Genomic DNA, 8,403 nt, shown 5'->3' with positions numbered 1-8,403 from the left:
CGCGTCGTCGCCGTCCTTGCGCAGGAAGAGATCGGTGCGGGCGTTGATCACGACGTGTACCCCGGCCGCATCGGCGGCCGACCGCAGCGCACCCACCAACTCGGCGTGCTCACCGGCGGACCTCAGCCGCTTGCCCTCGGAGTGCACGGTGTCTTCGATGTTCAGCCCGACGGCCCCGGCGCCCAGCAGGCCGTCGATCAGGCGCTCGGCCCCCAGCCCGTAACCGGATTCGACGTCCACCGAGACCGGGACGTCGACCGCGGCCGTGATCTGGGCGACGCGGGCCAGCACGTCGTCGAACGACATGCCCTCCCCGTCGGGTTTGCCGACCGAATCCGCCAGCGGATGGCTGCCTACGGTGAGCGCGGCGAACCCTGCGCCGGTGGCGAGCCGGGCCGACCAGGCGTCCCACACGGTCGGCAGCACCACCGGGTCACCCGGGCGGTGCAGGTCGAGCAGCGCGGTAGCACGGTCGGCGGCGGTCTGACCTGGCATGGGCGTGTTTGCTCCGTGTTCGGTAAGGAAGTGAGTCGCCTGACGTCAGGCTGTGCCGTGGATAGTATCGGGAGCGTACTGTGATCCGTAACACCGCGCGCGCAAGGAGATCCGTTGGGCACCACTACTGAACTCGCCGAACTGCACGAGCTCATCGGCGGCCTGCGGCGGTGCGTGGGCTCCCTGAAGAGCCGCTACGGTGACAGCCCTGCCATGCGGCGCATCGTCATCGACGCCGACCGGATCCTGTCCGACGTCGAACTCCTTGACACCGACGTGTCCGAGTTGGACCTGGCGCGCGCCACCGTGCAGCAGTCGAGCGAGAAGATCGTCATTCCCGACACCCAGTACGACAGCGAATTCTGGCGCGATGTCGACGACGAGGGTGTCGGGGGTCACAGCAGGTCCTGACAACCCAAGCCCCCCGGAAATGAGGGGGTGCTCTCTGTGTACCCTTCGACCAACAGCCCGTTCGAAGAGGAACACTAGATGAGCGCACCCACGGCGAACCGTCCTGCGTCAGGTGTCTTTTCACCCACGCGCGCCCGCATCCCACAACGGACCCTACGTACCGACCGGTGGTGGATGTCGCCGTTGCGGATCGACTTGGGCTTCGCCGCTTTCGTCATCTACGCGACCGTGCGCGCATTCCAACGCGATTACTTCTTCGTCGGCAAGTATCACTACCTGACGCCGTTCTACTCCCCGTGCGTCAGCAAGGCCTGCGGGGCGGCCGGCGACTTCTGGCCGCAGATCTTGCCCGACGTCTGGTGGCTGCCGTACGCGGCGCTGACGTTGCCGTTCCTGCTGCTATTCCGGTTGACCTGTTACTACTACCGCGGCGCCTACTACCGCACGGTGTGGCAGTCGCCCAGCGCCTGCGCGGTGGCCGAACCGCGCGTGCACTACACCGGCGAGACCAGGTTCCCGCTGATCATCCAGAACAGCCACCGGTACTTCTTCTACATCGCCGGCATCATCTCGGTGATCAACACCTACGACGCGATCATCGCGTTCCACTCCGACGCCGGTCCGGGCGGCTTCGGCTTCGGGCTGGGCAACCTGATCATGGTCGGCAACGTCGTCATGTTGTGGATCTACACCCTGTCCTGCCATTCGTGCCGGCACGTGACCGGCGGGCGGCTCAAGCACTTCTCCAAGCACCCTGTGCGGTACTGGATCTGGACCCAGGTCAGCCACATCAACACCCGGCACAAGATGTACGCCTGGATCACGCTGGGCACCCTGATGCTGACCGACTTCTACATCGCGCTGGTGGCCGGCGGTGCCATCCCTGACCTGAGATTTGTTGGCTGACAAGCCTTTTCACCAAGAATCTGAAATAGCGAGGGTTTTCATGGTTGAGGTCGAGCGGCATGCCTACGACGTAGTCGTCATCGGCGCCGGCGGCGCGGGACTGCGAGCGGTCATCGAGGCGCGGGAACGCGGCCTCAAGGTCGCGGTGGTGTGTAAGTCCCTGTTCGGCAAGGCCCACACGGTCATGGCCGAGGGCGGCTGCGCGGCGTCGATGGGCAACACCAACCCGAAAGACAACTGGAAGACCCACTTCGGCGACACGATGCGCGGTGGGAAGTTCCTCAACAACTGGCGGATGGCCGAACTGCACGCCAAGGAGGCACCGGACCGCGTCTGGGAGCTGGAAACCTATGGCGCGCTGTTCGACCGCCTCAAGGACGGCAAGATCAGCCAGCGCAACTTCGGCGGGCACACCTACCCGCGCCTGGCGCACGTCGGTGACCGCACCGGCCTGGAGCTGATCCGCACCATGCAGCAGAAGATCGTTTCGCTGCAGCAGGAGGATTACGCCGAGCTCGGCGACTACGAGGCGCGCATCAAGGTGTTCGCCGAATGCACCATCACCGAGCTGCTCAAGGACGGTGACGCGATCGCCGGGGCGTTCGGCTACTGGCGCGAGACCGGTCAGTTCGTCCTGTTCGAGGCGCCCGCGGTGGTGCTCGCCACCGGCGGCATCGGTAAGTCGTTCAAGGTCACCTCGAACTCCTGGGAGTACACCGGCGACGGGCACGCGCTGGCCCTGCGGGCGGGCGCGTCGCTGATCAACATGGAGTTCGTCCAGTTCCACCCGACCGGGATGGTGTGGCCGCCCAGCGTGAAGGGGATCCTGGTCACCGAGGGTGTCCGCGGTGACGGCGGTGTGCTGAAGAACTCCGAGGGCAAGCGGTTCATGTTCGACTACATCCCGCCGGTGTTCAAAGGCCAGTACGCCGAGACCGAACAAGAGGCCGACCAGTGGCTCAAGGACAACGACTCGGCCCGTCGCACCCCCGACCTGCTGCCTCGCGATGAGGTCGCGCGCGCGATCAACTCCGAGGTCAAAGCCGGCCGGGGCAGCCCACACGGCGGCGTGTTCCTCGACATCGCGTCCCGGTTGACGCCCGAGGAGATCATGCGGCGCCTGCCGTCGATGTACCACCAGTTCAAGGAGCTGGCCGGCGTCGACATCACCAAGGAGCCAATGGAAGTCGGGCCCACCTGCCACTACGTGATGGGCGGTGTCGAGGTGGACGCCGACACCGGTGCCGCCACGGTTCCGGGCCTGTTCGCCGCGGGCGAGTGCTCGGGCGGCATGCACGGCTCCAACCGGCTCGGCGGCAACTCGCTGTCGGACCTGCTGGTCTTCGGCCGGCGGGCCGGCCTGGGCGCGGCCGACTACGTGCGGGCGCTGAGCAGCCGTCCGACGATCTCGGCGGAGGCCGTCGAGACCGCGGCGAAGCGGGCGCTGTCCCCCTTCGAGGGACCGACCGATGGCGCCCCGGCGGAGAACCCCTACACGCTGCAGCTCGAGCTGCAGCAGTCGATGAACGACCTGGTGGGCATCATCCGCAAGGCCGACGAGGTCTCCGAGGCCCTCGCGCGGCTCGACAAGCTTCGCGAGCGGTTCAAGAACATGCACGTGGAGGGCGGCCGCCAGTACAACCCTGGCTGGAACCTGGCCATCGACCTGCGCAACATGCTGCTGGTCAGCGAGTGCGTCGCCAAGGCCGCGCTGGAGCGCACCGAAAGCCGCGGTGGCCACACCCGCGACGACCACCCGGCGATGGACTCGGGGTGGCGCAAGGTGCTGCTGGTCTGCGAGGCCGCCGGTGGCGACGAGGTCATCCCCGACATCAGCGTCACGCGCAAAGACCAGGTGCCGATGCGGTCGGATCTGCTGGAGCTCTTCGAGATCTCCGAGCTGGAGAAGTACTACACGGACGACGAGCTGGCCGAGCATCCAGGACGGAGAGGCTAATGACCTACAACGCGACCATGCGTGTGTGGCGCGGTGACGATGCCAGCGGCGCGCTGCAGGACTTCACGGTTGAGGTCAACGAGGGCGAGGTGGTGCTCGACATCATCCATCGCCTGCAACAGACCCAGACACCCGACCTCGCCGTGCGCTGGAACTGCAAGGCGGGCAAGTGCGGCTCCTGCTCGGCGGAGATCAACGGGGTGCCGCGGTTGTTGTGCATGACCCGGATGTCCACCTTCGCCGAGGACGAGGTGGTGACCGTGACGCCGCTGCGGACCTTCCCGGTGATCCGGGACCTGGTCACCGACGTGTCCTTCAACTACGAGAAGGCGCGCGAGATCCCCGCCTTCGCACCGCCGAAGGATCTGCAGCCGGGCGAGTACCGGATGGCGCAGGAGGACGTGCAGCGCTCGCAGGAGTTCCGCAAGTGCATCGAGTGCTTCCTGTGCCAGAACGTCTGCCACGTGGTCCGCGACCACGAGGAGAACAAGAAGGCGTTCGCCGGCCCGCGCTTCCTGATGCGGATCGCCGAGCTCGAGATGCACCCGCTGGACACGCTGGACCGGCGCAACCAGGCCCAGGAGCAGCACGGGCTGGGCTACTGCAACATCACCAAGTGCTGCACCGAGGTCTGCCCGGAAAACATCAAGATCACCGACAACGCGCTGATCCCGATGAAAGAGCGGGTCGCCGACCGCAAGTACGACCCGGTGGTGTGGCTGGGCAACAAGTTGTTCCGGCGCTGAGTCTGTCGTTAGCCCGCCCGGCCCGCCGGGTACCCGCATAGAACCCAAACTCCGAAAGGCAGCGTGGGAGACATGCGAGAAACCACCAGTGTCAACGAAATCCGAACCGCCATCCGGGAGTTGTCCGTCCGCGCCGATCTGGCACGCAAGGAAGGCCGCCCCGACGACGCCGCCGAGATCGAGCAGCGGATAGCGGGCTTTCGGGCGGAACTCAGCCAGCGCCCGTAGCCGGGCTCAGACGCCGAGGCGCCGGAACACGCTGCGGTGAAACACGATCGGTGCGACGTCGGCGTCCACCGTCACCTCGTTGACCCGCAGCACCACGATCGTGTGGTCCCCGGCGGGAATGAGCTGTTCGATCGCGCTCTCCAGCCACAGTGCGGTGCCCTTGATGAACACCGCGCCGCTCTCCCTGGACTCCGTCTCCAGTCCGGCGAACCGGTCGCCGGTCTTGGCGGCCAGGGTGCGGGCGGCCTCGTCGTGGGCCTCGCCGAGGACGCTGATGCCCAGCATCGGGAGGTCTTTGAGCTTGGGCCACGTCGTCGACGTGTTCTGCACGCAGAACGACACCAGCGGCGGATCCAGGGAGACCGGGACAAAGGTGCTCGCCGCCAGGCCCTCCCGGGTTCCCTGGACTTCGGCGGCGATGGCGACCACCCCCGAGGGAAAGTGACCGAAGGCCTCACGAAGTGTGGACGGTGTCAGGTTCTTGTTCGAGTTCACCGGAATTCATTCGCCCCTTGAGCCGAGAACGGGATTCTCGTTCCCGACCCTACCTGCCGAATATCCGTGCGCCGAAGCCACATCGGGGTGCGCGCGCAGCCTGCTCTTCCAGGCGTTGCGGCCGTAGACGGAGAAGATCGGATCCGATGGGTCGGCCACCCGGCCGGCGCGCGCCCGCAGCCCGGGGGGCAGCGTCAACACCGGGATCCGCGCGTCCAGCCGCGGATTGAAGAAGTACGGCACCGAGATCCGGTCCGCGGGCTGCGCCTCCAGGTTCACCCGGTGCTCGGTGGCGCGCAGGTAACCGCCCGTCGCCACCTCCAGCAGCTCGCCGATGTTGACCACGAAAGCGCCCTCGGCGGGCGGCACGTCGATCCATTCCTCAACACCGGGCCGGCGCACCTGCAGGCCCCGGCTGCCCGGCTCGGCCAGCAGCAGGGTGAGCACGCCCGAGTCCTTGTGCGGGCCGACGCCCTGCGGGGTGGCCGCGCTGCGCGGATAGCGCACGATCTTGATCAGGGTGGCCGGCGTCTCGGCGAAGGCCGCATCGAAGACATCCGGTGCGCTGCCCAGCGATGCCGCCCAGTGCCGGAGCAGGGTGCGGGCTACCGCGGACAGCGCCTTATCCCATTCGTCGACGATTCCCGGCAGTTCGGGCAGCGCGGCCGGCCACTGGTTGGGCCCCTGCAGCCACAGGTAGTCGGGCTTGCCGGGCGCCCCGATCGGCGCGCGTTCCGGCCCGATGTCGATCTGCTCCCGCCAGTCCACCTGGCCGCGGGTCAGCTCGCCGCCCATCCGGGTGTAGCCGCGGAAATGCGGGCTGTGGACCATGGCGACCGCGTCTTTGTCGGCCTGGGGCAGCGCGAACAACCGGCGGGCCGCCTCCAGCAGCTTGTGGGCGAGCTCGTCCGGCACGCCGTGGCCGGTCAGATAGAAGAAGCCCACCTCGTGCGCGGCCTCGCGCAACCCGCGCCGCAATTGGGTCGCCGACGTGCGCAGATCCACTACGGGCAGGGTGGTGATGCATCCCATAGTTTGAGATCCGTTCAATTATCGGCGCAGGTCAGAGGCGCCGCGGCGGCTCCCCAACCGGTTGGTTAATTAGACGATGAAATCTAGCTCACATTGACTTGCGTTGAACTGACTCGGAGCGATATTTTAGCGGTGTTACTGGTGGGTAACTTAGAAGTAGTACCCAACCACAAGTGGCATTCTCAACGAGGAGGAAACCGTAGTGAGCCACTACAAGAGCAACGTCCGTGACCAGGTGTTCAACCTGTTCGAGGTTCTGGGCGTTGAGAAGGCTTTGGGCGCCGGCGACTACAGCGATCTGGACGTCGACACCGCGCGCGAAATGTTGTCAGAGATCAGCCGGCTGGCCGAGGGGCCCATCGCCGAGTCGTTCGTCGAGGGTGACCGCAATCCGCCGGTCTTCGACCCGAAGACCCACTCGGTGACGCTGCCGGAGTCGTTCAAGAAGTCGGTCCGCGCGGTCACCGAGGCCGGTTGGGACAAGGTCGGCATCGACGAGGTCCTCGGCGGCATGCCGATGCCTCGCGCCCTGGTGTGGGCGCTGCACGAGCACCTGCTGGGAGCCAACCCCGCCGTCTGGATGTACGGCGGCGGCGCCGGCTTCGCCAACATCCTCTACCACCTCGGCACCGAGGAGCAGAAGAAGTGGGCCGTGATCTGCGCCGAGCGCGGCTGGGGCTCCACCATGGTGCTCACCGAGCCGGACGCCGGTTCGGACGTCGGCGCCGGGCGGACCAAGGCGATCAAGCAGGACGACGGCTCCTGGCACATCGAGGGTGTGAAGCGATTCATCACCTCGGCCGACTCCGGCGACCTGTTCGAGAACATCTTCCACCTGGTGCTGGCACGCCCCGAGGGCGCGGGTCCGGGCACCAAGGGCCTGTCGCTGTTCTTCGTGCCCAAGTTCCTGTTCGACTTCGAGACGGGCGAGCTGGGCGAGCGCAACGGCGTCTTCGTGACCAACGTCGAGCACAAGATGGGCCTGAAGGTTTCGGCCACTTGTGAGCTGTCCTTCGGGCAGCACGACGTCCCCGCCAAGGGCTGGCTGGTCGGCGAGGTGCACAACGGCATCGCGCAGATGTTCGAGGTCATCGAGCAGGCCCGCATGATGGTCGGCACCAAGGCCATCGCGACCCTGTCGACCGGCTACCTGAACGCGCTGGAGTACGCCAAGTCCCGCGTGCAGGGCGCCGACATGACGCAGATGACCGACAAGACCGCTCCGCGGGTGACCATCACGCACCACCCCGACGTGCGCCGGTCGCTGATGACCCAGAAGGCCTACGCCGAGGGTCTGCGTGCGCTGTACCTCTACACCGCGACCTACCAGGACGCGGCGGTTGCCGAGGCTGTGCACGGGGTGGACGCTGAGCTGGCCGTCAAGGTCAACGACCTGATGTTGCCGGTGGTCAAGGGCGTCGGATCCGAGCAGGCCTACGCCAAGCTCACCGAGAGCCTGCAGACCTTCGGTGGGTCCGGCTTCCTGCAGGACTACCCGATCGAGCAGTACATCCGGGACGCCAAGATCGACTCCCTCTACGAGGGCACCACGGCCATCCAGGCGCAGGACTTCTTCTTCCGGAAGATCATCCGCGACAAGGGTGTGGCGCTGGCCCACGTGTCGGGCGAGATCCAGAAGTTCGTCGACAGCGAGTCCGGCAACGGCCGGCTGAAGACCGAGCGCGAGCTGCTGGCCAAGGCCCTGGCCGACGTCCAGGCGATGGCGGCCACGCTCACCGGCTACCTGATGGCCGCGCAGGAGGACGTGACCAGCCTCTACAAGGTCGGCCTCGGATCGGTGCGCTTCCTGATGAGCGTCGGCGACCTGGTCATCGGCTGGTTGCTGCAGCAGCAGGCCGCGGTGGCCGTACAGGCGCTGGACGCCGGCGCCAGTGGCGACGAGCGGTCGTTCTACGAGGGCAAGGTCGCGGTGGCCTCGTTCTTCGCGAAGAACTTCCTGCCGCTGTTGGCCAGCACCCGCGAGGTGATCGAGACGCTGGACAACGACATCATGGAGCTCGACGAAGCCGCCTTCTGACAGGCAAAGCAAAAACCCCGTTCCCAGATGGGAGCGGGGTTTTTGTTTCACGGCACGCGTCGCACAAAAAGGCCGCCGCTGGAGTGAGGGGATCC

9 protein-coding genes are annotated in these 8,403 nt (G+C 66.6%); 6 read left to right on the top strand and 3 right to left on the bottom strand.

Annotation, left to right across the window (positions count from 1 at the left end; all coding sequences use genetic code 11):
* The coding region (locus tag A5711_RS16615) for an isocitrate lyase/phosphoenolpyruvate mutase family protein (protein ID WP_197520813.1) at nucleotides 1-495 on the bottom strand (495 nt) is incomplete at its 3' end.
* A gap of 114 nt (nucleotides 496-609) precedes the next feature.
* Here A5711_RS16615 and A5711_RS16610 point away from each other — a divergent pair.
* The 5 genes from A5711_RS16610 (at nucleotide 610) to A5711_RS27295 (ending at nucleotide 4,743) form a co-directional block, all read left to right on the top strand.
* The gene (locus A5711_RS16610; RefSeq protein ID WP_067948350.1) at nucleotides 610-906 is read left to right on the top strand and encodes a hypothetical protein; all 297 of its coding nucleotides are present in this window, start codon (nucleotides 610-612) and stop codon (nucleotides 904-906) included.
* A 78-nt stretch (nucleotides 907-984) separates the two neighbouring features.
* Entirely contained in the window at nucleotides 985-1,812 is an 828-nt protein-coding gene (locus A5711_RS16605; RefSeq protein WP_067948348.1) for a hypothetical protein, read from the top strand.
* 40 nt (nucleotides 1,813-1,852) lie between these two features.
* Nucleotides 1,853-3,769 (top strand): fumarate reductase/succinate dehydrogenase flavoprotein subunit, encoded by a 1,917-nt coding sequence (locus tag A5711_RS16600; RefSeq protein WP_067948345.1) that lies wholly within the window; start codon nucleotides 1,853-1,855, stop codon nucleotides 3,767-3,769.
* On the top strand, nucleotides 3,769-4,515 hold the full coding sequence (locus tag A5711_RS16595) for a succinate dehydrogenase/fumarate reductase iron-sulfur subunit (protein ID WP_067948343.1): 747 nt from the start codon (nucleotides 3,769-3,771) through the stop codon (nucleotides 4,513-4,515). Before A5711_RS16600 ends, A5711_RS16595 begins: the two co-directional genes overlap by 1 nt.
* 72 nt (nucleotides 4,516-4,587) lie before the next feature.
* A complete protein-coding gene (locus A5711_RS27295; RefSeq protein ID WP_197520814.1) occupies nucleotides 4,588-4,743 on the top strand; it encodes a hypothetical protein in 156 nt (51 codons plus the stop codon).
* Between the two features lie 6 nt (nucleotides 4,744-4,749).
* Here A5711_RS27295 and A5711_RS16590 read toward each other — a convergent pair whose 3' ends face one another.
* On the bottom strand, nucleotides 4,750-5,238 hold the full coding sequence (locus A5711_RS16590) for a flavin reductase family protein (RefSeq protein WP_067948341.1): 489 nt from the start codon (nucleotides 5,236-5,238) through the stop codon (nucleotides 4,750-4,752).
* A 6-nt stretch (nucleotides 5,239-5,244) separates the two neighbouring features.
* Complete coding sequence (locus tag A5711_RS16585) at nucleotides 5,245-6,270, bottom strand: isopenicillin N synthase family oxygenase (RefSeq protein WP_067948339.1); 1,026 nt, start codon at nucleotides 6,268-6,270, stop codon at nucleotides 5,245-5,247.
* Between the two features lie 202 nt (nucleotides 6,271-6,472).
* Here A5711_RS16585 and A5711_RS16580 point away from each other — a divergent pair, with 202 nt between their 5' ends.
* Nucleotides 6,473-8,308, top strand: coding sequence for an acyl-CoA dehydrogenase (locus tag A5711_RS16580; protein ID WP_067948337.1), 1,836 nt, complete (start codon nucleotides 6,473-6,475; stop codon nucleotides 8,306-8,308).
* Nucleotides 8,309-8,403: the final 95 nt, after the last annotated feature.

Origin of the sequence: Mycobacterium sp. E2238 (assembly GCF_001672665.1) — a bacterium.
Lineage (GTDB): Bacteria > Actinomycetota > Actinomycetes > Mycobacteriales > Mycobacteriaceae > Mycobacterium.
Note: the sequence above shows the minus strand (reverse complement) of the source record. Positions and strands in the feature narration are given on the sequence as shown.